General features: G+C 73.1%; 21 protein-coding genes. 12 read left to right on the forward strand and 9 right to left on the reverse strand.

Annotated features, from left to right (window positions below):
• Positions 1–108 precede the first annotated feature (108 nt).
• Positions 109–561: an NUDIX hydrolase gene (locus tag AB0J12_RS15400; RefSeq protein WP_363264879.1), complete on the reverse strand. Its 453-nt coding sequence runs from the start codon at positions 559–561 to the stop codon at positions 109–111.
• A 199-nt stretch (positions 562–760) separates the two neighbouring features.
• On the opposite strand from AB0J12_RS15400, the gene AB0J12_RS15405 reads away from it, so the two are divergent.
• Positions 761–4,051: a S8 family serine peptidase gene (locus tag AB0J12_RS15405; RefSeq protein WP_363264777.1), complete on the forward strand. Its 3,291-nt coding sequence runs from the start codon at positions 761–763 to the stop codon at positions 4,049–4,051.
• A gap of 71 nt (positions 4,052–4,122) precedes the next feature.
• On the opposite strand, the gene AB0J12_RS15410 is transcribed toward AB0J12_RS15405, so the two are convergent.
• Both AB0J12_RS15410 and AB0J12_RS15415 read right to left on the reverse strand, forming a co-directional pair.
• Positions 4,123–4,917 (reverse strand): hypothetical protein, encoded by a 795-nt coding sequence (locus tag AB0J12_RS15410; protein ID WP_363264778.1) that lies wholly within the window; start codon positions 4,915–4,917, stop codon positions 4,123–4,125.
• Position 4,918: 1 nt separating this feature from the next.
• Entirely contained in the window at positions 4,919–5,446 is a 528-nt protein-coding gene (locus AB0J12_RS15415; RefSeq protein ID WP_363264880.1) for a sigma-70 family RNA polymerase sigma factor, read from the reverse strand.
• A gap of 331 nt (positions 5,447–5,777) precedes the next feature.
• Here AB0J12_RS15415 and AB0J12_RS15420 point away from each other — a divergent pair, with 331 nt between their 5' ends.
• Positions 5,778–6,800 carry an aspartate-semialdehyde dehydrogenase gene (locus AB0J12_RS15420; protein WP_363264779.1) on the forward strand — a complete coding sequence of 341 codons (1,023 nt, stop codon included), beginning with the start codon at positions 5,778–5,780 and terminating at the stop codon, positions 6,798–6,800.
• A gap of 2 nt (positions 6,801–6,802) precedes the next feature.
• Here the strand turns inward: AB0J12_RS15420 and AB0J12_RS15425 are convergent, their stop codons facing one another.
• Entirely contained in the window at positions 6,803–7,276 is a 474-nt protein-coding gene (locus tag AB0J12_RS15425) for a DUF1203 domain-containing protein (protein WP_363264780.1), read from the reverse strand.
• A gap of 134 nt (positions 7,277–7,410) precedes the next feature.
• On the opposite strand from AB0J12_RS15425, the gene pepN reads away from it, so the two are divergent.
• Together pepN and AB0J12_RS15435 are read left to right on the forward strand one after the other, a co-directional pair.
• Positions 7,411–9,978: an aminopeptidase N gene (gene pepN / locus AB0J12_RS15430; RefSeq protein WP_363264781.1), complete on the forward strand. Its 2,568-nt coding sequence runs from the start codon at positions 7,411–7,413 to the stop codon at positions 9,976–9,978.
• Positions 9,979–10,395: 417 nt separating this feature from the next.
• Entirely contained in the window at positions 10,396–10,953 is a 558-nt protein-coding gene (locus AB0J12_RS15435) for a DUF3291 domain-containing protein (protein ID WP_363264782.1), read from the forward strand.
• Positions 10,954–10,979: 26 nt separating this feature from the next.
• Here AB0J12_RS15435 and AB0J12_RS15440 read toward each other — a convergent pair whose 3' ends face one another.
• The 4 genes from AB0J12_RS15440 to AB0J12_RS15455 all read right to left on the reverse strand — a co-directional run bounded on the left by AB0J12_RS15440 (position 10,980) and on the right by AB0J12_RS15455 (position 15,074).
• On the reverse strand, positions 10,980–11,876 hold the full coding sequence (locus AB0J12_RS15440; RefSeq protein WP_363264783.1) for a LysR family transcriptional regulator: 897 nt from the start codon (positions 11,874–11,876) through the stop codon (positions 10,980–10,982).
• A gap of 38 nt (positions 11,877–11,914) precedes the next feature.
• A complete protein-coding gene (locus AB0J12_RS15445) occupies positions 11,915–12,787 on the reverse strand; it encodes a DMT family transporter (RefSeq protein WP_363264881.1) in 873 nt (290 codons plus the stop codon).
• Positions 12,788–12,860: 73 nt separating this feature from the next.
• Entirely contained in the window at positions 12,861–13,790 is a 930-nt protein-coding gene (locus tag AB0J12_RS15450) for an EamA family transporter (RefSeq protein WP_363264784.1), read from the reverse strand.
• Between the two features lie 18 nt (positions 13,791–13,808).
• Entirely contained in the window at positions 13,809–15,074 is a 1,266-nt protein-coding gene (locus AB0J12_RS15455) for an MFS transporter (protein ID WP_363264785.1), read from the reverse strand.
• A gap of 124 nt (positions 15,075–15,198) precedes the next feature.
• Between AB0J12_RS15455 and AB0J12_RS15460 the strand changes: the two genes are divergently transcribed.
• On the forward strand, positions 15,199–15,738 hold the full coding sequence (locus AB0J12_RS15460; RefSeq protein ID WP_363264786.1) for a MarR family transcriptional regulator: 540 nt from the start codon (positions 15,199–15,201) through the stop codon (positions 15,736–15,738).
• 9 nt (positions 15,739–15,747) lie between these two features.
• Here AB0J12_RS15460 and AB0J12_RS15465 read toward each other — a convergent pair whose 3' ends face one another.
• On the reverse strand, positions 15,748–17,190 hold the full coding sequence (locus tag AB0J12_RS15465; RefSeq protein WP_363264787.1) for an FAD-dependent monooxygenase: 1,443 nt from the start codon (positions 17,188–17,190) through the stop codon (positions 15,748–15,750).
• Between the two features lie 141 nt (positions 17,191–17,331).
• Between AB0J12_RS15465 and AB0J12_RS15470 the strand changes: the two genes are divergently transcribed.
• The 7 genes from AB0J12_RS15470 (at position 17,332) to AB0J12_RS15500 (ending at position 23,557) form a co-directional block, all read left to right on the forward strand.
• Positions 17,332–17,919, forward strand: a complete 588-nt coding sequence (locus AB0J12_RS15470) for a TetR family transcriptional regulator (protein ID WP_363264788.1) — start codon at positions 17,332–17,334, stop codon at positions 17,917–17,919.
• Between the two features lie 205 nt (positions 17,920–18,124).
• A complete protein-coding gene (locus AB0J12_RS15475; RefSeq protein ID WP_363264789.1) occupies positions 18,125–18,397 on the forward strand; it encodes a hypothetical protein in 273 nt (90 codons plus the stop codon).
• Positions 18,398–20,479: a 4-alpha-glucanotransferase gene (gene malQ / locus AB0J12_RS15480; RefSeq protein ID WP_363264790.1), complete on the forward strand. Its 2,082-nt coding sequence runs from the start codon at positions 18,398–18,400 to the stop codon at positions 20,477–20,479. It begins immediately after the preceding gene.
• A 56-nt stretch (positions 20,480–20,535) separates the two neighbouring features.
• Positions 20,536–20,787 carry a hypothetical protein gene (locus AB0J12_RS15485; protein ID WP_363264791.1) on the forward strand — a complete coding sequence of 84 codons (252 nt, stop codon included), beginning with the start codon at positions 20,536–20,538 and terminating at the stop codon, positions 20,785–20,787.
• A gap of 108 nt (positions 20,788–20,895) precedes the next feature.
• Complete coding sequence (locus AB0J12_RS15490) at positions 20,896–21,429, forward strand: PadR family transcriptional regulator (RefSeq protein ID WP_363264792.1); 534 nt, start codon at positions 20,896–20,898, stop codon at positions 21,427–21,429.
• Positions 21,426–22,223, forward strand: a complete 798-nt coding sequence (locus tag AB0J12_RS15495) for an ATP-binding cassette domain-containing protein (protein WP_363264793.1) — start codon at positions 21,426–21,428, stop codon at positions 22,221–22,223. Before AB0J12_RS15490 ends, AB0J12_RS15495 begins: the two co-directional genes overlap by 4 nt.
• The gene (locus tag AB0J12_RS15500; protein ID WP_363264794.1) at positions 22,202–23,557 is read left to right on the forward strand and encodes an ABC transporter permease; all 1,356 of its coding nucleotides are present in this window, start codon (positions 22,202–22,204) and stop codon (positions 23,555–23,557) included. The genes AB0J12_RS15495 and AB0J12_RS15500 overlap by 22 nt, the downstream gene beginning before the upstream one ends.
• Positions 23,558–23,815: the final 258 nt, after the last annotated feature.

Raw genomic sequence — 23,815 nt, forward strand, 5'->3', positions numbered from 1 at the left:
GTCTTCCCCCTTCGTGGTGGCCGGGTCACCCCCGTGATGACCCGGTCGGGGGGAGGGACCGGCCGCCGCGCCCCCGGGTTGAGCGGCCCTGGGACGGTTGACCGTTTTTCAGCCGTTGTCGTCGGCGGGCACGAACACCCTCCCCGTGGCGGGCCGTTCGCGCCACAGCCGCAGACCGACCGCGACCATCCGGGCCCGGGGCAGGCCGGGCACCGCGTCGAGGTCGTGCCAGGCGGCCATGTCGGTGGAACCGTTCGCCTCGAACCGCAGCTCGCCACCGGTCACCCGGGCCTCGTAGACCAGGCGCAGCCCGTGGTGGTCGACGGGGCGGCGCAGGCCGCGGCGGGGAAAGAGGCGGTGGGAGGAGTGCACGCCGAGCAGGGCGCTCACCTCGACGTCGTAACCGGTCTCCTCGGCGAGTTCGCGCACCACGGCGTCCGCCGGGTCCTCGCCGTGCTCCACCCCGCCGCCGGGCAGCACCCACTCGGGGCTGCCGTCCAGGCCGGGTGAACGGGCCAGCAGCAGCTGTCCGTCCCGCACGCACACGGCGTACGCCGCCACCCTCGATTTCCGCCGCACGTCTGCCCCTCCATAGCGGGTTTTCCCCATACATCCATTTCGATTCGGTCAACTCTCCCCAAACAATCGGACCTTGCGTAAAGCTGTCCGCTCATCCGGGATCGCTCTCCGGACGCTCCCCGACCTGGACCGATCGGTCCCGGTCGGTCCTCGCACGCTCCTTTACCGACAAGGGATGCCGATGACCCTCATCCCCCAGCGCGACCCCATACCGGGCGCCAGACGCCTGGCGCGCATCGCCGTGGCCGCCGGTGTGGTGGCCGCCCTCTGCGCCGCCGGGCCGATACCCCTGGCGCTCGCCGCGGACGGCGCCGCCACCAGCGTCCCCACCGCCGACCCGGGCGTGAAGCCCGCGCACGACAAGCTCGGCGCCGACGACGCCGACCGGCTCGCCGAGGCCAAGGCCGACGGCGACAAGACGGTCACGATGATGATCGCGACCGCGCCGGGCCAGACCGAGCAGGTCGCCGAGAAGCTGGACGACCAGGGCGGTCTCGTCGGCCGTACCTACGACAAGCTGGGCTACGTCCGCGCCACCGTCCCGACCGGCAAGGCGGACGCGGCCATCGCCGCCGCCGCGAAGCTGTCGTCGGTGCACGCGATCGACCTGAAGCAGGAGATCCCGCTCGACGACCCGGCGCCCAACGCACAGGCCGCCAAGTCCTCCGCGGGCACGGCGAAGTACCCGGGACCCGGCAAGGACACTCCCGCCGAGAACCCGTACAACCCGTCCTTCGAGACCGGTGCCGTCGACTTCGTCGAGGACCACCCGAAGGCGGACGGCCGCGGCGTCACCATCGGCATCCTCGACTCCGGCGTGGACCTCGGCCACCCGGCGCTGCAGAAGACCACCACCGGTGAGCGCAAGATCGTCGACTGGGTCACCGCGACCGACCCGGTCGTGGACGGCGACGCCACCTGGCGGCGGATGAGCACCAAGGTCGACGGCCCCACCTTCACGGCGGCCGGCCAGACCTGGACCGCGCCCGCCGGGAACTACGGCTTCAACCTGTTCAGCGAGGCCGCCACCACCGGCGGCGACGCCAAGGGCGACGCCAACCGCGACGGCGACACCACCGACACGTGGGGTCTGCTGTACGACGCGGCGGCCGGCACGGTCCGCGTCGACCTGAACAACAACCACGACTTCACCGACGACACCCCGATGAAGCCGTACAAGGACGGCTTCCAGGTCGGGTACTTCGGCACCGACGACCCGGCGACGGACGTCGTCGAGCGGCAGCCGTTCGTCGTCGAGGTCCGCAAGGACGTCGTCTACAACTCCTCCGGCGCCAAGGCCGACTACGTCAACATCGGCGTCATCGAGTCCGAGCACGGCACCCACGTGGCCGGCATCACCGCCGCCAACGGCCTGTTCGGCGGGAAGATGAACGGCGCCGCCCCCGGCGCCAAGATCGTCTCCTCGCGCGCCTGCACCTGGAGCGGCGGCTGCACCAACGTCGCGCTCACCGAGGGCATGATCGACCTCGTCACCAACCGCGGCGTCGACATCGTCAACATGTCGATCGGCGGTCTGCCCGCGCTCAACGACGGCAACAACGCGCGCGCCGAGCTGTACACCCGCCTCATCGACACCTACGGCGTGCAGCTGGTGATCTCCGCGGGCAACTCCGGCCCCGGCGCGAACACGATCGGCGACCCCGGTCTGGCCGACAAGGTCATCTCGGTCGGCGCGTCCATCTCCAAGGAGACCTGGGCCGCCAACTACGGCTCGGTCGTGGAGAAGAAGTACGCGATGATGCCGTTCTCCTCGCGCGGCCCGCGTGAGGACGGCGGGTTCACGCCGACGCTGACCGCGCCCGGCGCCGCCATCAACTCCACCCAGACCTGGCTGCCGGGCTCCCCGGTCGCCGAGGCGGGCTACCCGCTGCCGGCCGGCTACTCCATGCTGCAGGGCACCTCGATGGCCTCCCCGCAGGCCACGGGTGCGAGCGCGCTGCTGCTGAGCGCGGCGAAGCAGAAGGGCATCGACCTCACCCCGGCGACCCTGCGCACGGCGCTCACCTCGACCGCCGACCACATCCAGGGCACGCAGGCGTACGAGGAGGGCGCGGGCCTGATCAACATCGTGGACGCCTGGGACGCCATCAAGGACGGCGCCACCGCCCACGACTACACGGTCAAGGCCCCGGTCGACACCGCGCTCGACTCCGCCCTGAAGACCCCGGGCTTCGGAACCGGCCTGTACGACCGCGAGGGCGGTCTGAAGGCCAGCCAGAAGAAGACGTACGACATCACCATCACCCGTACGTCCGGCCCGGACAAGGCACTCCGGCACGAGCTGCACTTCGAGAACAACGCCGGCGGGACCTTCCGCATCGTCGGCGACGACGAGGTGAAGCTGCCGCTGAACCAGCCGGTGACCGTGCGGGTGCAGGCCGCCCCGAAGTCGGCCGGCATCAAGAGCGCGATCCTCGAGGTCGACGACCCGAGGACGGAGGGCGTCGACCAGCAGATCCTGTCGACGGTCGTCGTCTCCACGCCGGTCGCCTACACCGTCACCAAGTCCTCCTCGGTGCAGCGCAACAGCACCCAGTCGTACTTCGTGACCGTGCCCGAGGGCGCCAAGTCGCTGGAGGTGGCGATCGGCGGACTGAAGGACAAGAGCCAGACCCGCTTCATCGCCATCCACCCCTACGGCACGCCGGTGGACAACACCTCCACGCCGTACTGCTACAACAACTACCTCGACGGCAACGGCTGCAAGCCGGACGTGCGTTCCTACGCCGACCCGCAGCCGGGCGTGTGGGAGATCGAGGTCGAAGCGCGCCGCACCTCGCCGCTGCTGGACAACCCCTACACCCTGGACGTCGCCGTCCTCGGCGCCGCGTTCGACCCGGAGACGGTGACGGTCGCCGAGGCCAAGGTCGGCACGCCGGTCGCCGCGTCCTGGACGGTGACCAACAAGTTCGCCGCGCTGGAGGGCAAGCTGGTCGGCGGTCCGCTCGGCTCCGCCAAGAGCGCCCGCCCCTCGATCAAGCAGGGCGAGACGCAGACCTCCACGGTCGTGGTCCCCGAGGGCGCCAAGTCCCTGGACGTCGCCATCGGCTCGGTCTCCGACGCGTCGGCCGACCTGGACCTGACGGTCAAGGACGCCTCCGGCAAGGTCGTCGGCCAGTCCGCCGACGGCGACTCGGAGGAGGCGGTCTCCCTCGCCTCGCCGGCCGCCGGTACCTACACGATCGAGGTCGCGGGCTACTCGGTGCCGGCCGGCACCACCGCCTACGACTACCGTGACGTGTTCTTCGCCGCCTCCCTCGGCACCGTCTCGGTGGACGGGGCGGCGCCGGTGAAGCTCGGCACGGGCCAGAGCGCGTCGGTGACCGCCACGGTCACCGCCGCGTCGGCCGCGCCGGAGGGCCGCGAGTTCTTCGGCCAGGTCCAGCTGGTCGACGCGCGCGGCACGGCCGCGGGCACCGGCAGCGTGAAGATCGAGAAGGTCACGTCGTAGTCGTTCGTACGACGGTGGGGCGGGCGTCCGGCAACGGGCGCCCGCCCTTCGTCGTACCGTCCGCGGTGGCGTCACGGGCAGGCCGTGGCGGTGGCCGCGGGCAGTCCTCCGCCGAGCCAGTCCCGCTCCTGGACCAGTTCCTGCGGGTCGACGACCCAGGTGTCGGGCACGTCGGCGTTGCGCGGGATGCCGACGAGCGCGTGCCGGCCCTTGACGGGCCGTGGGTCGAGGAACTCCTCCCAGGTGAAGGTGATGTCGGCGGGCGCCTTGGCGGGCTTGTAGGAGCGGGTGACGTGCAGCGTGACCCGCTGCTGCCCGGCCCTGGGGCCCGGCCGTACGGCGGTGACCGTGCCCTCGACGACCAGCCGGGCGCAGGCCAGGTAGGCGGCGGCACTCTGCCCGGCCGCCCCCGCATCGGCGTCCGCCTTGGACGAGGCTCCGTCCGCGGTGGCGTTCCCGCCGGGCGAGTGGGTGACCAGCCAGCCCGTGCCCAGAGCTCCCGTGACGACGACGGCCGTGACCAGCGTGCCGAGGGAGAGAGCGCGCACACGGGACCGCCGGCGCGAACGCCCGGGACCACCGGGGCCCGAGTGAGCGGCGGGGCCGGTGGGACCTGCGGCGCGTGGCGCGGGCTCGGGGGCCGGGGCCGGGGGCGGGGGTGGGAGCGGGGCCGGCACGGCGTCGGCCAGTGTGTCGCCGAGCAGCGTCAGCTGGTCGCGCAGCAGGGTCACGTCGGCCTCGGCGGCGCGGTACGCGGCCAGGCGGGCGGGATCGGCTCGGGCCTCCTCGGGCAGCGGTTCGCCGGTGAGCACCGCCATCAGGGGGTCCGGGCCGTCGTGTCCGGCCGGCATGTGTTCGGCGGGCATCTCACACCACCTCGTCCTCGTGCAGACGCTCTCGCAGCGCCCGTACCGCCGTGTGCAGGCGGCTCTTGACGGTGCCCTCCGGGATGCCGAGCTGTTCGGCGATGGTGCGCACCGGCAGGTCGCCGTAGAAGCGCAGGACGAGGATCTGCCGTTGGGCGGCGGGCAGCTCGTCCAGGCCCCGGGCGACGGCGAGGGAGAGCACACGGGACTCCTCGCCGCTCGCGGCGGGCTCCCGCAGCGCGGCCAGGCGTTCGCCGAGGCGTTCCTGGCGGCGGCGGGCGCGGTGCCAGTCCATGGCCAGGTTCGAGGCGACGACCGCCGCCCACGCGGAGACGTCCCGCGGGCTCTCCTCGCCCTTGGCGGCGCGTTCCAGCAGCCGCAGGCGTACCTGCTGTACCCCGTCCGGCAGGTCCGCCTGCGGCACTCCCCCGAGCGCGAGCACCGCCCGCACCCGGCGTTCCTGAGCCGCGTCCAGCGGGTCGTCCTCGGCGTACGTCCCCCGGCCGCGCCGGGCCCTTCTGCGCAGCACCAGCCACCCCCTCACCCTGTCGCTCCTACGACGCCGCGGCGGTACGGAACGTTCGGCCCGCCCGCCGGGGCGTCGGCGAGGCGTACGTCACACTCCGTGTGGGCGAGGGCGCGATGGGCAGGGGAGCTTGCGGTGCGGGAAGCCCGCGGAATGAATTTCTCCAGCTCAGCCGGGGTGGACGCCGAATGTCCGGAACCGCTTGCGGGCCCGGGGCGTCCCATTCCGCGGGCACACCGCGCAAAGAATTGGACAGGCGGACCGGGGTCGGCCGCATGATGGAAAGGCCTCGGCCACATGAGCCTCGGCCAAGTGTGAGAGACAGGGAGTCGCCGTGAGGGTCGGAATCGTCGGAGCCACCGGACAGGTCGGCACGGTCATGCGCAGGATCCTCAAGGAGCGGAACTTCCCGACGGACGAGCTCCGCCTGTTCGCCTCGGCCCGCTCGGCCGGGTCGGTCGTCGACGGCATCACGGTCGAGGACGCCTCCACCGCCGACTACTCCGGCCTGGACATCGTGCTGTTCTCGGCGGGCGGCGCCACCTCCAAGGCGCTGGCCGAGAAGGTCGCCTCCCAGGGCGCCGTCGTGATCGACAACTCCTCCGCCTGGCGCAAGGACCCCGAGGTCCCGCTGGTCGTGTCCGAGGTGAATCCGCACGCGATCGCGAACCGCCCCAAGGGCATCATCGCCAACCCGAACTGCACCACCATGGCCGCCATGCCGGTGCTGCGTCCGCTGCACGCGGAAGCCGGTCTCGAGGCGCTGGTCGTCGCCACCTACCAGGCGGTGTCCGGCTCCGGCCTCGCGGGCGTGGCCGAGCTGCACGGCCAGGCGCAGAAGGTGATCGCCGACGCCGACCAGCTCACCCACGACGGCGAGGCCGTCGACTTCCCCGAGCCGGGTGTCTACAAGCGCCCCATCGCCTTCAACGTGCTGCCCTTCGCCGGCAACCTCGTCGACGACGGTCTGAACGAGACGGACGAGGAGCAGAAGCTGCGCAACGAGTCCCGCAAGATCCTGGAGATCCCCGGGCTGAAGGTCTCCGGCACCTGCGTGCGCGTCCCCGTCTTCTCCGGCCACTCCCTGCAGGTCAACGCCCGCTTCGCCCGGCCGATCAGCCCGCAGCGCGCGGTCGAGTTGCTCAAGGACGCCCCCGGCGTGGAGCTGTCCGACATCCCCACCCCGCTGCAGGCGGCCGGCAAGGACCCCTCCTACGTGGGCCGCATCCGCCAGGACGAGACCGTCGACAACGGCCTCGCCCTGTTCATCTCCAACGACAACCTGCGCAAGGGCGCCGCGCTGAACGCGGTCCAGATCGCGGAGCTGGTGGCCGAGGAGCTGCGCGGCCAGGCGTAAAGCTAGGGCCTGCGGACCTCGTAGAAGAAGCAGCCGTACTCGACGGCCCGGACGTGGACCAGTGCCACGGACGGGTCGTCGAACACTTTCTCGAGGTCCTGCTCGCCGAAGCCCTCCTCGACCAGCTCTCCGCCCATGATGTGCCCCTCGGCCGAGTAGCGGCGCACGACACGGTGGGCGTTCGTGAACGCCAGGCCGTCGCCCCGCGGGCCCGCGCACTCCTCGGCGTGGATGAACACCGGGCCCTGCTCGTCGTACGGTCCCGGCTTTGCGCCGGTCTCGGACGCCCAGCGGCGCAGGGGCGCGTACGAGACCAGGGCGATCCGCTCCCCCGGCTCGCTGTGGCGCAGGCAGCAGCGCAGCGGGGCCCCGCCCTCGTCGTCGGTGATCGCGGACGGGGCGCGGCCCGCGTCGTCGGTGGTGCGCAGGTCCTTCAGGACCTCGGGTGCGATGGGTCGTGCGGTGTACGTGGTCATGTCCTCAGCCTCGCGCACGCGGGCACGCGGCACCGGCGGAATTCGGACCTCGTGCCACCCGCGCCGGATCAGCGCCGAAGCCGGAGCTGACGTGGAAGGATGGCGCAACCGACACATCACGAGGAGATGACCGCGTGCCTGGCACAAACCTGACTCGCGAAGAGGCGCAGCAGCGGGCAGAGCTGCTCACCGTTGACTCGTACGAGATCGATCTCGACCTCTCCGGCGCGCAGGAGGGCGGCACCTACCGGTCCGTGACCACGGTGCGCTTCGACGTCGCAGCGAGCGGCGCCACGTCCTTCATCGACCTGGTGGCGCCCACCGTCCACGAGGTGACCCTCAATGGGGACGCGCTGGACCCGGCGGAGCTCTTCGAGGACTCCCGGATCGCGCTGCCCGGGCTGCTCGAGGGCCGCAACATCCTGCGCGTCGTCGCCGACTGCGCCTACACCAACACCGGCGAGGGCCTGCACCGGTTCGTCGACCCGGTCGACCAGCAGGCCTATCTGTACACGCAGTTCGAGGTGCCGGACGCGCGGCGCGTGTTCGCGTCCTTCGAGCAGCCGGACCTGAAGGCGACCTTCCAGTTCACCGTGAAGGCGCCCGAGGGCTGGACCGTCGTGTCGAACTCGCCGACGCCGGAGCCCAAGGACAACGTCTGGGCCTTCGAGCCGACCCCGCGTATCTCCAGCTACATCACCGCGCTGATCGTCGGCCCGTACCACGCGGTGCACAGCGTGTACGAGCAGGACGGGCAGTCCGTACCGCTCGGCATCTACTGCCGGCCCTCGCTCGCCGAGTACCTCGACGCGGACGCGATCTTCGACGTCACCCGGCAGGGCTTCGACTGGTTCCAGGAGAAGTTCGACTACGCCTACCCGTTCGCCAAGTACGACCAGCTCTTCGTGCCCGAGTTCAACGCGGGCGCGATGGAGAACGCCGGTGCGGTCACCATCCGCGACCAGTACGTCTTCCGGTCCAAGGTGACCGACGCGGCGTACGAGGTGCGTGCGGAGACGATCCTGCACGAGCTGGCCCACATGTGGTTCGGCGACCTGGTCACCATGGAGTGGTGGAACGACCTGTGGCTGAACGAGTCGTTCGCCACGTACACGTCGATCGCCTGCCAGGCGGCCGCGCCGGGCTCGCGGTGGCCGCACTCGTGGACCACGTTCGCCAACTCCATGAAGACCTGGGCCTACCGGCAGGACCAGCTGCCGTCCACCCACCCGATCATGGCGGACATCCGCGACCTGGACGACGTGCTCGTCAACTTCGACGGCATCACCTACGCCAAGGGCGCGTCGGTGCTGAAGCAGCTCGTCGCGTACGTCGGTGAGGACGAGTTCTTCCGGGGCGTGCAGGCGTACTTCAAGCGGCACGCGTTCGGCAACACGCGGCTGTCGGACCTGCTGGGCGCGCTGGAGGAGACCTCCGGGCGGGACCTGAAGACCTGGTCGCAGAAGTGGCTGCAGACGGCCGGCATCAATGTGCTGCGGCCCGAGATCGAGACGGACGGCGAGGGTGCCGTCACGTCGTTCGCCATCCGGCAGGAGGCGCCCGCGCTGCCCGCCGGCGCCAAGGGCGAGCCCGTGCTGCGGCCGCACCGGATCGCCGTCGGGTTCTACGACCTCGACGAGGCGGGCAAGCTGGTGCGGGTGGAGCGCGTCGAGCTGGACGTCGACGGGGAGCTGACCGCCGTACCGCAGCTGGTCGGCAAGCGGCGTCCGGCGGTCGTGCTGCTGAACGACGACGACCTGTCGTACGCGAAGGTCCGGCTGGACGAGCAGTCGCTGGCGTTCGTCACCGAGCACCTCGGGGACTTCACGGAGTCCCTGCCGCGTGCGCTGTGCTGGGCGTCCGCGTGGGACATGACGCGGGACGCGGAGCTGGCGACCCGGGACTATCTGGAGCTGGTGCTGTCCGGCATCGGCAAGGAGTCCGACATCGGTGTGGTGCAGTCGCTGCACCGTCAGGTGAAGCTCGCGATCGACCTGTACGCCGACCCGGCCGCGCGGGACGCGCTGCTGAGCCGCTGGACCGACGCCACGCTGGCCCACCTGCGGTCCGCCGCGCCGGGCAGCGACCACCAGCTGGCCTGGGCGCGGGCGTTCGCGGCGACGGCCCGTACGCCGGAGCAGCTGGACCTGCTGGAGGCGCTGCTGGACGGCTCGCAGTCGGTCGAGGGGCTCGTCGTGGACACCGAGCTGCGGTGGGCGTTCGTGGAGCGGCTCGCCGCGGTGGGGCGCTTCGACGAGGCGGAGATCGCGGGCGAGTACGAGCGGGACAGGACCGCGGCCGGTGAGCGGCACGCGGCGACCGCGCGGGCGGCGCGGCCCACCCCGGAGGCGAAGGCGGAGGCCTGGGCGTCGGTCGTGGAGTCCGACAAGCTGCCGAACGCCGTGCAGGAGGCGGTGATCGCGGGATTCGTGCAGACGGATCAGCGGGAGCTTCTCGCGCCGTACACCGAGAAGTACTTCGCCGCGGTCAAGGGCGTGTGGGAGTCGCGGTCGCACGAGATGGCGCAGCAGATCGCGGTGGGGCTGTATCCGTCGGTGCAGGTGTCGCAGGAGACGCTGCGGGTCACGGACGAGTGGCTGTCTTCCGCGTCGCCGAACGCGGCTCTGCGGCGGTTGGTGTCGGAGTCGCGGTCGGGGGTTGAGCGGGCGCTGCGGGCTCGGGGGGCGGACGCGGGTCGCTGACGCCTTGCGCTGACGCGGTCTGAGCGGTTGGGGGCCGTCGTTTGGCTGCGGGTGTGTGGGGGCTGGTCGCGCAGTTCCCCGCGCCCCTTTTGTGCCAGCGGCGGCCCCTTGCTGTCCGGTGGGGGGCTGGTGCTCGCCTGCTGTGCGTTGTGGGTCGGGGCCGGGGTGGGTCACTGGGACCCCACCTCGAGCCCCCGAAGTGGCCGGTGCGGGAGGCCACTCGGGCGGGGAAAACGCAACTTCGACATGGCCCGCGGAGATCGCTACCTTCACCTGGTCTTCGGCGATCGCCCACGGTCGCACGGGAGTTCCTTCAGGCTGAGCCACTCAGTTGGTCACGCCCCACGAAGCCTCGCCCCCAGGCGTAATGCCACCGAACCGGGTCCGCACCAGGCACCCTCGACCAGGGAGAGACGCATGCCCCATCTTGCGCTCTACACATTCGGCGTCCTGAAGTCACCTCTCGCCGATCCCGCACCTCTCACGCGCGAGTTCTACGACATCGGTGAGGTCGTCTACCGGGAGATCAGTCAGCAACCCGGGTATCTCGCGCGTGCTGAAGCGGCAGACGGTGACCAGGGCGTGCTCTTCGAGGCGGACTGGGGTGCATGGGGAGAGTTCGCCGTACCGGGTTGGTACGGCAAGGGCCGTACGGCGGAAACCACCGCCCTGGCCGCGACCCTCTCGCTCTGGACCGACCTGCGCCCCGCCTTCGACGCCGTCTACACCGGTCTGCACCGTGAGGCGCTGAACAGGCGTTACGACTGGTTCGAGAGGACAGGGCACCCGAATTACGTGATCTGGTGGGTCCCCGACGGCGTGATACCCACCTGGCAGGACGGGGTTTCCAGGCTGGAACACCTCCACGACCACGTCTCCGCGCCGCACGCCTTCACCTTCCACCACTCGTTCACCCCGGACGGAACTCCGACCGGGATCAAAGGCATCGGGCCGAAGAGCGAGCAGGTTCGCTGACAAACACCCCGCCGGCGCCGGGGCCGCTACCCGTTGGACGCCTCGCGTAGGGCCTGGAGCAATCGGGCCACCGCCGGCGCTTCCGTTGTTCCTCGGCGGGTCGCTGCCAGGACGTGGCGGACCGGGCTGTCCTCGGAGAGGCGGCGCATGGCCACGCCCGTTCGCGGGACCGCCGCCATGCGGGGGACCAGGGCCACCCCCATGCCCGCCTCCACCATCGCCAGGATCGCCGTCCAGCCGGACGCCGCGTGGCCCTGGGCGGGGCTGAAGCCGGCCGCCTCGCAGGCGGCCCGGGTGATGTCCGACCAGGGGCCGCTGCCGCCGAAGATCCACGGCTCGGCCGCCAGGTCGGCCAGGCGGAGCGTCGGGGAGGAAGCCAGCGGGTGGTCCCGGGGCAGGGCCACGTCGAGGGGGTCGGCCAGCAGCGGCACCAGGTGGAATCGGGTGTCATGCGCGGTGGGCGCGTGGGCCGCAAGGGAGAGGGCGAGGTCGACGTCGCCGGCCGCGAGGAGGTCGTACGCCTCCGCCGCCTCCGCCTCGCGCACGCGGACGGTCACCCCCGGCGCCGACGTCTTCAGGCTGCGGACGGCCGGTACGACCAGCGCCGGTACGGCCGTGGAGAACGCGCCCACTCTCACCTCACCGGCCTCACCCTGGACGTAGGCCGTCAGTTCGCTCTCGGCGCGCCGGAGTTGTTCGAAGACGGCTTCCGTGTGCTGCAGTACCAGCCGGGCCGCCGCCGTCAGCCGCACCCGGCGCCCGTGGGCCTCCAGCAGGGGCACGCCGAGCTGCCGGGCGAGGTTGGTGAGCTGCTGGGAGACGGCCGACGGGGTCATCCGCAGGGCCTCGGCGGTCGCGGTGACCGTGCCCTCCTCCCGCAGGGTGCGCAGGATCTGCAGTTTCCGGATGTCCCAGTCGACCATGGACGGCAACCTATCCGGCCGGGTGAGGGGGGCCGCGGTCAGCGGCGGGACGCGGCGCCCAGCATGACGCCGCCGAGGATCAGTGCCATGCACAGCACCTGCCAGGGGCCGATCGCCTCGCCGAGCAGCGCCCAGGACAGCAGGGCCACGCACACCGGCTGAAGGTAGTAGACGACTCCGGCGCGGCTCGGGCCGACCAGCGAGACCGCCTTGTTCCAGGCGAAGAAGGCGACGGCGGAGGACGCCACGCCGACGTAGAGGAGCGGCAGGACGGTGCCGGAGGTCAGGGGGAAGCCGCCCTGCACGGCCACGCTCGCCGCCTGTGCGGGGAGCAGCATCACCGTGCCGAGGAGGAAGGTGGTGAACAGGAACGTGGCACCGTCGATGCCGGCGGGGCGGCGGCGCAGCAGGGCGCTGTAGGAGCCGAAGCAGCAGGCGGCGACGATCATCCACAGGTCGCCGCTGGAGAAGCGGGCCGTGCCGCCGCGGCCGACGAGCAGCAGGACGCCCGCGCAGGCCAGGAGCAGTCCGGCGATGCGGCGCCCTCCGAGCCGTACGCCGCCCGCCCGTTCGTAGACCGCCATCAGGACCGGTGATGCGGCCATGATCATGCCCATGTTGGCGGCCGGGGTGGTCACGCCCGCCTGGTTGACGAGGGTGTTGTAGACGGTGATGCCGAGGAGCGAGGAGAGCAGGATGCAGCCGAGGTGACGGCGGATCAGGTGCCGTTGCCGCCAGGCGTCGCGGGCGCCGAAGGGGGCCACCGCCGCGAGAGCGATCACCCAGCGCCAGAACGCGTGCTGCACGGGCGGCACGGTCTCGCCCAGGGCGCGTGAGGCGACGAAGCTGCCGGACCAGATGAGGGTGGCGACGACGGCGAGGGCGATCCCCAGGGTGGCGGCCCTGGGGATCGTGGTGGTGGTGCGGGGTGAGTCGGTGCGGGTGACGGCGACGGTCACGAAGCTCCTTCCTGGGGTGGTGCCTCTACCGTCGCAGGGTGGCGCTTGTCAGGTCCATCGAAAGTTTCTGAGCGTTTTGTTCAGGTGAGCTGAATGGTTGGGGAGCGCGGTGTCCCAGCTGGCCCGCGAGGGTCGCGGTGAACGCCAGCGCCATGCCCGCCAGTTGCAGGGGCGTGAGGCTCTGGCCGAGCGCGGCCCATCCGACGATCGCCGCGGTCAGCGGGGAGAGCGGGCCGAGGAAGGTGACCTGGGTGGCGCTGAGGCGGCCGATGCCGCGGAACCACAGCCAGTAGCCGACGGCCGTGTTGGCGAGCGCCAGGTAGAGGTAGCCGCCGACCGCCGGGGCGTCCAGGTCGGGCGGTGCGCCCTCGACGAGGAAGGCGAGCGGGGCGATCAGCAGTCCGCCGGCCGTCAGCTGCCAGCCGGTCAGCGCCAGCGGCCCGACGCCTTCGGGGCGGCCCCACTTCTTCGTCAGGACGGTGCCGGCCGACATCGACGCGGTGGAGGCGAGCGCGGCGAGCACGCCGACGGTGTCGAGCGCGCCGGCCGCCTTCAGGACGACCAGGCTCACCCCGAACGCGGCGGCGGCCCCCGTGGCGACGGACCGGACCGTGGGCCGCTGCCCGAGCAGCAGCGCGGACAGGCCGACCACGAACAGCGGGCCGATCGAGCCGACGACTGCGGCCATTCCGCCGGGCAGCCGGTAGGCGGACAGGAACAGCAGCGGGAAGAAGGCGCCGATGTTCAGCGCGCCGAGCACGGCCGCCTTGCCCCACCAGGTGCCGCGCGGCAGCACCCGGGTGAGGGCGAGCAGCAGCAGACCGGCGGGCAGGGCCCGCATCAGGCCGGTGAACAGTGGACGGTCGGGCGGCAGGAACTCGCTGGTGACGGCGTAGGTGGTGCCCCAGGACACCGGGGCGAGAGCGGTGAGCAGGACGGTGGTGGCGCGGGACATGGCTGTGTCTCCCGGGGGTTACGCCGCGGCCGGCGCGGTGGCGGTGGCGGTGCCGTGGGCGACGGTTGCGGGGCGGGGCCGTACGGCCTCGGCGGGCAGGTGGCGCTCCACACGGATCAGCAGGGCGGCGGCGACGGCCGAGGTGGCGATCAGGACCACCCAGGGCAGCCGGCCGTCCGCCGCGAACAGGGTGGTGAACAAGGAGGGCGCGACGGCCTTCGCCAGCGACCAGGAGATCTGGTAGGCGGCCATGTAGCGGCCGCGCGCCTCCTCGGGCGCCGCCGACACGGCGAGCACCTCGGCGGCGCGACTGTGGATCAGCTCGCCGAGCGTGTAGACGACGATCACGGCGGTGAGGGCGGTGCCCAGCACCGGGCCGGAGGCGGGCCGCAGGGTGCCGAGCACGATCTGCGCGGCGAACGCGGCCGAGAACAGGGTGCCGCCGAGGGCCGCGGCCCGGGTGCGCCGGGCACCGGCCCGCCGTACGCGGCTGCCGACGTACACGCCGGCCAGCGCGCACAGCACGGTGTTGACCGTGAACGCGGAGCCGGTGAGCGCGGCGGGCGCGTGCAGCCACTCCAGCAGGAACAGCGGGAAGAGGATGGACAGGGCCGAGTAGCTGAGCGCGTTGAGGAAGTTGGCGCCGGTCACGACGAGGAACGGCCGGTCGGCGAGGACCATCCGGTACCCGGCGCGACGCCGGGTGGTGGCGGACCGTAGCGGCTTCAGCGGGCGCAGCAGCAGCGCGGCCAGCGCGAAGGACAGGGCGTTGCCCCAGGCGGTGTAGGTGTAGCCGGTGGGACCCGCGAAGGCGATGACCAGCGAGGCGAGGAGCGCGCCGGCGCCGTTGCCGCCGTTCTGCAGGGCGCGGGTGGCCGCCTGCAGCCGGTCGCGGTCCGCGCCGCGGGCCACCTCGCCGACCAGGGCCTGCTGTGCGGCGGGGAAGGCACGGTCGGCCGCCGCGGTGACCAGGGCGACGGCGGCGAACGCGGGCAGGGCGTGGGCGAAGGGGTACAGCGCGAACCCGGCGACCCGCACGCCGTACAGCACGTACTGCACGCGCTTGGCGCCGTACCGGTCGACGGCCGCCCCGGCGAGCGGGAGCGATCCGAGGCCGATGAGCCCGGTGACGGTGAGGACGGCGCCGACGACGGTGAAGGACAGTCCGGTCACGCTGTGGAAGAACACCAGCGTGAAGGGCACGTACAGACCGGTACCGACACCGTTGACGGCGGCGGCGACGGGCAGGGCCCACTGGCCCGGTTGACGATCCGGCTTCTTCACGGCGGTATCCCCCTCATGGCTTGCTCGGCAGAAAATAGCTTAGCCGTAAGCTACTTATAGTCAAGCTACTTAGAGCGGAGCTACTTTCTTGCAACCCATCGGTGTGATGCGGATACTTCGGCCCATGACTGCGAAGCCTCAGCCGGGCTCCCCGCCGCCGGCCCCCCGGGACCCGGTCGACACGATCATCGAGCAGTGGGCCGCCGTGCGGCCCGACCTCGACACCCGCGCGATGGAGGTCTTCGGGCGCATCTACCGGCTCGCACGGACCATGGGCGACCGCATGGAGAAGGCGTACACCCGGTTCGGGATCTCCCGCGGCGAGTTCGACGTGCTGGCCACGCTGCGCCGCGCGGGCGAGCCGTACACCCTCTCACCGCGCCAGCTCTCGGCGACGCTGATGCTCACCACCGGCGGCATGACCGGCCGCCTCGACAAGCTGGAGCGCGCCGGCCTGCTGCGCCGCTCCCCCGACCCGCACGACCGCCGCGGGCTCCAGGTGACACTGACCGACGAGGGCCTGCGCCTGATCGACGAAGCCGTCGGCGCGGGCCTCGCCGTCCAGACGGAGGCCGTGTCGGCGGCCCTCGACGAGGAACAGGCCGGCCACCTGGCCGACCTGTTGCGGGAGTTGCTGGCGGGGACGCAGCGGTCGGGGAGCTGACCGGCGCGCTCAGCCCACGTGGGCCGCGAGCGCGGCTTCGGTCGCCGTCGGGGACGGCTCGTCCGAGGCCCAGGCCGCATAGCCGTCGGGGCGGACCAGGAGGGCGGTGCGCCGGGCGCTCGCCCACCGGGTGACCGTCAGACGGTCCTTGCGGGGGGCGCCGGGGTCATGGGCGTCCGGGGTGATCAGGACGAAACGGCCGTCGCGCAGGGCCTCGTTCAGGCGGCCGCCGCCGGCGAGGGCGACATCGGGTACGCGCGTGCCGGTCAGGGGGTGGGCGCCGCGCGGCGCGGGGTAGCGGTAGCCGATGCCGGTGATCTGGCCGACGGCGCGGCGGCGGGCGGGCGCGGTGTGGTCGAGCAGGACGGTCAGCGCGGCGCGCAGGGCGAGGGTCCAGGGGCGCTTGGCCATCGCCAGACGGACGATGCCGCCGCTGCTGCGCAGCACGGACCTGCCGACCGGGTGGCGTTCGCTCTGGTAGGTGTCCAGCAGGGCGTCCGGGGCGTGGCCGTGCAGCACCTGGGCGAGCTTCCAGCCGAGGTTGGCCGCGTCCTGCAGTCCGGTGTTCATGCCCTGGCCACCGGCCGGGGTGTGCACGTGCGCGGCGTCCCCGGCGAGGAAGACCCGGCCCACGCGGTAGGCGGGCGCCTGGCGTTCGTCGCTGTGGAAGCGGGACATCCAGCGTGCGCCGTGCATCCCGTAGTCCCGGCCGAGGGCGAGCCGGGTGATCTCCTTGACCTCCGCCAGGTCGAGGGGCGCGTCGTCGGGGACGTTGCGGCCCCGGTGCCAGCCGATGACCCGGTGGTAGCCGTCGCCGAACGGCGCGAGGAAGGCGAACGCGTCGCCGACGGCGTTGACCGTCAGCACGTTCGCCGGCTCCTCGGCCAGTCGTACGTCCGCCAGCACGACCGAGCGGATCGCACTGCGGCCGGGGAAGGGCAGGCCGAGGGCCGCGCGTACGGCACTGCGCATACCGTCGGCGCCGACGACGTACGCCGCCCGGAGTTCCTCGGTGGCACCGGTAGCGGTGCGGACCTCGGCCGTCACCCCGTCCGCGTCCTGGGTGAGGCCGGTCAGCTCCGTCTCGTACCGGAAGTCCACGCCCGCCGCCACGGCCCGCTCCTGAAGGGCCTTCTCCACCTCGTACTGCGGGATGACCAGCAGGTGGTTGAAGCGGGAGGGGAGGCCGGCGAGGTCGACGGTGAGGCGGCCGAAGAGGCGGAGACGGTCCAGGGGGCGGCCGACGGCTTCCAGGCCGTCGGCGAGTCCACGGGCGTCGAGCTGCTCCAGGGTGCGGGCGTGCAGGACGAAGGCGCGGGAGAGGTTGCTGATCTTGCGCGGGCGCTTCTCGACGAGGGTGACGGGGACTCCGGCGGCGGCCAGGTCACCGGCCAGGAGCAGGCCGGTGGGGCCGGAGCCGACGACGACGATCTTTCCCGTGGTGCCGTTCATGGGGGCCTCCTGGGCGCCTACGCTCACTCACCAACGCTTGTTGGCCAACACCTGTTGACCAACGCTCGTTGACCAACGTAGGGGCGGGTTACGGCGCTGTCAACGCTTGTTGGCCAACGAGTGTTGGCCTACGCTCGTGACATGCAAGCAAGCACCTCCGGCACGCCCCGCCCCGGCACCCCGCGCTCCGACGCCACCCGGGCCGCCATCCTCGCCGCCGCCCGCGAGCGGTTCGCCGCCGACGGATACGAGCGGGCCACCATCCGGGCCATCGCCAAGGACGCCCGCATCGATCCGTCGATGGTGATGCGCTACTTCGGCAGCAAGGACGGCCTGTTCGCGGCGGCCGTGGCGATCGATCTGCGGCTGCCCGACGTGTCCCGGCTGCCGCGCGGTGAGGTCGGGCAGGCGCTGGTGCGCCACTTCCTCGGCCTGTGGGAGGAGAACGAGGAGCTGACCGCCATGCTGCGGGTGGGCGTCACCAACCCCGCGGGCGCCGAGCGGATGCAGGGCATCTTCCGCAACCAGTTCCTCCCCGTCGCCCGCCGGATCTGCCCCGATCCCGAGCAGACCCCGGCCCGTGCGGCGCTGGTCGCCACCCAGATGCTCGGCCTCGCGCTCACCCGCTTCGTCCTGCGGCTGGAGCCGGCCGTGGCGCTGGCCCGCGAGGAGGTCGTGGCCTGGCTGGCGCCGACCGTGCAGCGGTACCTGACCGCGCCGCACCCGTGACCCGCTGCGACCCGTGTGATGCCAGCAAGGGGCACGTTGACCCGTATGCCCGGGTCTGTGGCGTATACATAGGCGTAGGCATAGGCGGGGAAACCGTCGATCTCGGCGTCCTTCGTACCGGGGACGTCTGCCGTCGCGCCCGCTGGGTAGGGCTGCGGTAACCCGTTCCGACGCCGCACCCGGCGCACGCGACAAGGAGACCCCTGTGGCCGCATCGGCACACCTTCTGCTCTCGGCCCTGTCCAAACCCGGGCCGGAGGCGGCACTGCCCCGCCAGGCTCCGCCCCCGGACATCGAGTACGACACCGCTCTGGCCTGCGTCTTCAGCGCCGAGAGCGCCTGCGTCGAGGCCCCGCTGACCAGCGAACCTCCCCTGCCCGACGCCGAGCCCCTGACCAGTGAGCCGCCCCTGTCCGACGCGGCGCCGCTCACCAGCGAGTCCGACGCGTCCCTGGACCCCGGCACCACGAGGCCGTAGATGACCGCACCCGCGCCGCACGCCCCAGCCCCGGACCCCGACCTGGCGCGCCTCGCCGAACTGCATGGCGTGGCGCCCTCCTACCAGCCCGCCCCGGACCGCACGGTGGCCGCGTCGCCGGCCGCGCTCGTCCGCGTGCTCGGCGCCCTCGGGGTGGACGCGAGCAGTCCCGCGGCCGTGGCCGCCGCGCTCGCCGCGCGGGAGCGGGAGCTGGCCGAACAGCTGCTGCCGCCGACACTGGTGAGCTGGGACGGCGCTGTCCCCGAGACCCTGGCCGCATTGCCGCCGGGCACTCAGGTCGAGCTGTTCACCGAGCAGGGCGAGACGCGTCCCGACCTGCACGTGCTGCCGCACGGTGTGCACCGGCTGACCGCCACCGCGCCCGACGGCCGCCGGGCGAGCGCGCACCTCGTCGTGGCGCCGCCCCGGCTGCCCACGCCCACCGCCCGCTCGTACGGACTGCTGGTGCAGCTGTACTCGCTGCTGTCCCGGCACTCATGGGGCATGGGCGACCTCGGTGACCTCGGCGAACTGGCGGCCTGGGCCGGGCGGGCGCTGGGCGCCGGGTTCGTGCAGGTCAACCCGTTGCATGCGGCCGTACCGGGCTCGCCGACCGACCCCTCGCCGTACCGGCCGTCGTCCCGCCGCTTCCCCGACCCGGTGCATCTGCGGGTGGAGGACGTCCCGGAGTACGCCTACGCCGACGACCACGGCGCCCTGCACGGTCTGCTCCAGCGGGCGGCGGGGCTGCGCGAGGCGGTGCTGTACAAGGGCGCGCTGATCGACCGGGACGCGGTGTGGGACCTGAAGCGCGCCGCCCTGGAGACGGTGCGGCAGGTGCCGCTCGGTCCGGGCCGGCGGGCCGCCTACGCCGACTTCCTCGCCGAGCAGGGGCAGGCCCTGGAGGACCACGCGACGTGGTGCGCGCTGGCGGAGGTGCACGGCTCGGACTGGAGCCACTGGCCCGAGGGGCTGCGCGATCCCCGGTCGGCCGAGACGGCACACGCGCGTGCGGAGCTGAGGGACCGGGTGGACTTCCACAGCCATCTCGCCTGGCTGACCGACGCCCAGCTGCGGGCCGCGCAGCGGGCGGCGCGGGACGCCGGGATGGACGTGGGCGTGGTGCACGACCTGGCGGTCGGGGTGCATCCGCAGGGCGCGGACGCGTGGGCGCAGCAGGAGTTCTTCGCCGCGGGGATGTCGGTGGGGGCGCCGCCGGACGCGTTCAACGCGCGCGGGCAGGACTGGGGGCTGCCGCCGTGGCGGCCGGACCGGCTGGCCGCGTCGGGGTACGCGCCCTACCGGGATCTGCTGCGGTCGCTGTTCCGGTACGCGGGAGCGCTGCGCATCGACCATGTGATGGGGCTGTTCCGGCTGTGGTGGGTGCCGCAGGGCGAGGCGCCGACGGAAGGCGCGTACGTCCGCTACGACGCCGAGGCGATGCTGGCGGTGCTGGTGCTGGAGGCGTCCCGGGCCGGCGCGGTGGTGGTCGGCGAGGACCTCGGCACGGTGGAGCCCGGGGTGCGCGAGGCGCTGCGTGAGCGCGGGGTGCTGGGCACGTCGGTGCTGTGGTTCGAGCGGGACTGGACGGGCGACGGGCGTCCGCTGCCGCCGGAGCGCTGGCGCGCGGACTGTCTGGCGACCGCGACGACGCACGATCTGCCGCCGACCGCGGCCCGGCTCACCGGTGAGCACGTGGACCTGCGGGAGCGGCTGGGGCTGCTGACGCGTCCGCTGGAGGTGGAGCGGGAGGAGGCGGCGGCGGACACCGGTGAGTGGCTGGCGCTGCTGGCCCGGCTGGGGATGCTGCGCGGGGCGGGCGGTACCGACGTGTCGTCGGAGGAGGCGGAGATCCAGGCGGTGCACCGGTTCCTGCGGCGCACGCCGGCCCGGCTGGTCGGGGTGTGGCTGCCGGACGGCGTCGGGGACCGGCGCCCGCAGAACCTGCCGGGCACCTGGGACCAGTACCCCAACTGGCGGCTGCCGATCGCGGACGCGACGGGCCGGCCGGTGACACTGGAGGAACTGGCCGCCTCACCGCGGCTGCACGCGCTGATCGAGGCGGTGCGGGCCGAGCCGTGAGCCCCGTACGGCACCCCGGGCGCGCGGCCCTCGGAGGCGTTCGCTACTTTGGCACCGTGGACAAGAAGAACGCCCTGCGCGCCGGCGCCCTGGCCGCCGGTACGACGCTGATGATGCTGCTCATGTCGTCTCCCGCGCTCGCGCTGACGCGCGACGACGGTGACGACCCCGGCAAGGGCCTCAGTGTCGGTGAGACGCTGGGCCTGTACGTGTTCACCCCGCTGGTGATCTTCGCGGTGATCACGGGCCTGGTGATGGTCCTGGACCGCTCCAAGATCCGCGTGTCGAAGCCGAAGGCGCGCGTCTGACGAACGCCCCGTGAAGACCCGGCCGCACTCACGCGGCCGGGTTTTCGCGTGGCGTTTTTTTCGCTCCACTATTCACTCAGTACATATAGCGAGTACATACTGATCTCCATGAGCACCCGCCACGTCCTGCTGGGGCTGCTCGCTTCCGGGCCGGGCCATGGCTACGACCTCAAGCGACGCCACGACGAGCGCTTTCCGCAGGCCCGCCCCCTCGCCTACGGGCAGGTCTACACGACCCTGCAACGCCTCGTCCGCGACGGTCTCGCGGCCGTGGAGGGCACCGACTCCGACGGCGGCCCCGAGCGCACGACGTACCGGGCGACCCCGGACGGCGAGGCCGAGCTGGCCCGCTGGGCGGCCGAGGTCGCGCCGCCGGCGCCGTTCGTCGCGAACGAGATCTTCGCCAAGGTGGTCGTGGCGATCCTGTCCGGCGGCGACCCGGCGGCCTATCTGCGGGCGCAGCGCGCCGCGCACATGGCCCGGATGCGGGAGCTGACGGCCGTGAAGACCGCGCCGGGCGCCGACCTGGCGAGCGTGCTCTCGGCGGACTACGCCCTCAACCACCTCGACGCCGACCTCCGCTGGATGACCACCACCGCGGACCGGCTCACCCATCTGACCGCGGAGGTCGACACGGCATGAACACCAAGGGGGAGGACACGGCGGCGCTCCTAGTGGCCCGTGACCTGGTCAAGTCGTACGGCAGGACACCGGCCCTGCGTGGCGCCGGTCTCGAGCTGCACGCCGGGGAGATCCTCGCGGTGACCGGGGCGAGTGGCAGCGGCAAGTCCACGCTGCTGCACTGCCTGGCCGGGATCGTCCGGCCCGACGCGGGGTCGGTGGTCTACGACGGCGACCATCTGGAGCGGCAGCGGGAGCGTCGGCTCGGTGAGCTGCGGCGGACGGAGTTCGGGGTGGTGTTCCAGTTCGGGCAGCTGATCCCGGAGCTGACGGTGCTGGACAACGTGGCGCTGCCCCTGCTGCTGGGGGGCCTCGCGCGGACGGCGGCCCGGGAGCGAGCGGGCGCGTGGCTGGAGGGGTTCGGGGTGTGCGCACAGGGCGAGCTGCGCCCCGGTGAGCTGAGTGGCGGTCAGGCGCAGCGGGCGGCGCTGGCGCGGGCGCTGGTGACGGGACCGCGGATCGTGTTCGCGGACGAGCCGACGGGGGCGCTGGACTCGCTGGCGAGTGAGCAGGTGATGACGGCACTGGTGCACACCGCACGGGAGACGGGCGCGGCGGTGCTGCTGATCACGCACGACGCGCAGACGGCGGCCTACGCGGACCGTGAGGTCCGGCTGAGCGACGGCGCCGTCTCGGGGCTGGGGGTGAGCGCGTGGGCGACCACGGGGGTACGGCGGGGCTGGGCACGGATCCGCGGCGGGATCCCGGGGGCGCGCCCGGGTTCGGGAGCGATTTGCGGCTGGCCTGGGCGCTGACGCGGGGGTCGGACCGGCGGGAGTGGTGGCGGGTGGGCCTGACCGCGTTGGGGGCGGTGCCGGCGACGGCGTTCGCGCTGGCGGCGGCCGTCCTCGGCGGACTGCGCGGCGGGCATGACGTGCCCATGGGCGGGGGCCTGCTGAACCAGCCGGGCACCCGCTCGGGGGTGATCGTCGCTCTGCTCCTGCTGCTGGTGCCGGTGCTGGGTTTCCTCGGACAGTGCGCCCGGATCGGCGCCGTGCACCGCGACCGGCGGCTGGCGGGGCTGCGGCTGGCCGGGGCGACTGCGGGGCAGGTGCGCCGGATCGCGGCGCTGGAGACGGGTCTGGCCTGTCTGCTGGGCTCGGTGCTCGTGACGGCCGTCGCCGTGCCGGTGCTGGCGGCGGGCTGGACGGACGCGCCCGCCCGGGCCTGGGCCGCGGTCGCCGTGGTGGCGGTCGGGGTGCCGGTGCTGGGAGCGGGGGCGGGAGCCCTGGCGCTGCGCCGGGTGGTGGCCTCGCCGCTGGGCTGGGTGCGGCGGGTGCGGCAGCGCACGGGGCGCGGTCCGGCCCTGGCGTTCCTGGCGGGGCCGGCGCTGGTGGCGCTGATGGCCGTCGCGGCCGTGACGGGCACGGGCGGCACATCGCCGTGGCGGGCGTACGCCGAGGGGCCGCTGCTGGTGTCCGGGCTGCTTCTCGCGGTGGGTGCGGGAGCGGTGTGGCTGAGCGGTGCCACGGCCCGGCTGACGGGGCGGCTGCTCGCCCCGCGTGCGCGGTCGGCGGCGGCGCTGATCGCGGCGGAGCGGCTGCGGGACGACCCGTGGGCGGCGGCGCGGACCCATGCCGCGGTGCTGCTGGTGACGGTGGCCGGCACCGGCTTCGTCGGCGTGCGGCAGGCGCTGCTGGCCGTGCTGCGCCGGATGAGCCGGGAGGGCAGCCTCGGATCGGACATCGGGTACTACACCGGCGGCCTGAACCTCACCGCCGCCGCGCTCGCCGTCGCCCTGGTGATCACCCTGTCCGGCCTGGCCGTCGGCACCGCCGAGTCGGTGGCCACCCGGCGCCGGGGCCTGGCCGCGCAGACGGCGGCCGGTGTGCCGCGAGCGGTGCTCGGACGCGCGCTGTTGCTGGAGACGGCGCTGCCGCTCGCTCCGGCGGTGCTCCTGGCGGGCGCGGGCGGCATGACGGTCGGCACCTGGTACGCCGCGCTCACCACCGGCCCGGGTGCCCCGACGGTGCCGTACGCGGCGCTGCTGGTGCCGGTGGCCGTCTACGCCGTATGCCTGCTGGCGGCGGCCACGGCTCTACCGCTGCTGCGACGCATGGCCGACCCGGCTCAGTTGCGCTACGTGTGACGGCCGGGCAGCGCGCGGCCGGCCGGTACGCGTGATCGCGGGGGCAGGGCACGGCCCGGCGGCGCGCTGGGTCGCCGCCGTGCGGATGGGCCGCCCGAGCGGCCGTCCCGGGGGCGCAGGGGACTCCCGGGGCGGCCCGGCCCGGACGCCGGCCCCCCCGGCGGCGTTCGACCCCGCCGGAGGGGTCGGCACCGCCAGGACGGTCGGTGCCGCCGGGTGGCGGCTTGCGGCCGGTGGACGGGCGAGGCCCGGATCGGG

This window comes from Streptomyces sp. NPDC049915 (assembly GCF_040656475.1).
Taxonomy (GTDB): Bacteria; Actinomycetota; Actinomycetes; order Streptomycetales; family Streptomycetaceae; genus Streptomyces.